Source organism: Streptomyces sp. 378 (genome assembly GCF_030124145.1).
Lineage (GTDB): Bacteria > Actinomycetota > Actinomycetes > Streptomycetales > Streptomycetaceae > Streptomyces.
Genome location: NZ_JASKMS010000084.1, coordinates 1 through 865 on the forward strand (window position 1 = coordinate 1; position 865 = coordinate 865).

1 protein-coding gene is annotated in these 865 nt (G+C 72.0%); it reads right to left on the reverse strand.

Annotated features, from left to right (window positions below):
* Positions 1-854: LacI family DNA-binding transcriptional regulator (locus tag QNO09_RS39600; protein WP_283975065.1), on the reverse strand; the 854-nt coding region annotated here is incomplete at its 3' end.
* Between the last annotated feature and the right edge of the window lie 11 nt (positions 855-865).

Consider the following 865-nt stretch of genomic DNA (forward strand, 5'->3'; position numbering starts at 1 on the left):
GGGGTGACCGTCTCCGCCCACCGGCTCGCCACCACTCCGGTGACGGAGAAGTCGCGCGGCACATGGCGGCCCGCCTGGGCGAGCCCCCGGTACAGACCGCCCGACGCGGCCTCGTTGAGCGTGACCAGGGCGGTGGTCTCGGGGTCGTCGTGCAGGATCCGCTCCAGGCAGGCCTGGCCCGAGGCGGCGTCGTCCCCGCAGCAGTACGTGCGCACGGTCAGCCCGCGCTCGGCCGCGGCTTTGGTGAAGCCGTCCAGGCCGCGGTGCGCCGACTCGTAGCCGGCCTTCAGCAGTTGCTCCGGCCGGTTGACGAGGGCGACCTTGTGGTGGCCCAGGTCCGCGAGGTGGTGGACGCACGCCGCGGCCAGCGCGGTGTGGTCCAGACCGACCCACCAGCCGTTCTCCGGGTGGGCGGTGCGGCCGATGGCGACGGCCGGGAAGTCCAGGGCGGCCAGGTGATCGACCCGGTCGTCCTCCAGTCTGATCTCCATCAGGATGGCGCCGTCGACCCGCCGCTCGCCCAGCAGCCGCTGGAACGAGCGGTCACTGTCCACGCCGCTCGGCGACAGCAGCACGTCGTAGTCGTAGGCCGCGGCGGCCTCCACGACGCTGCCGATGAAGTCCAGCTGCATGCCGGTGTAGTGGTTTCCGGCCGGCGGGAAGACGAGGCCGATCGTGCTGGTCCGGCCGTTGGCCAGGGCACGTGCGCTGGCGCTGGGCCGGTAGCCCAGCTCGTCGACGACCTGCTGGATCTTCCGGCGGGTCTCCTCCGACACCGGGCGCTTGCCGCTCAGCGCGTAGGACACGGTGCTCCGCGAGACACCGGCACGCTGGGCGATCTCACCGATGTTCACGAAGAACTCCT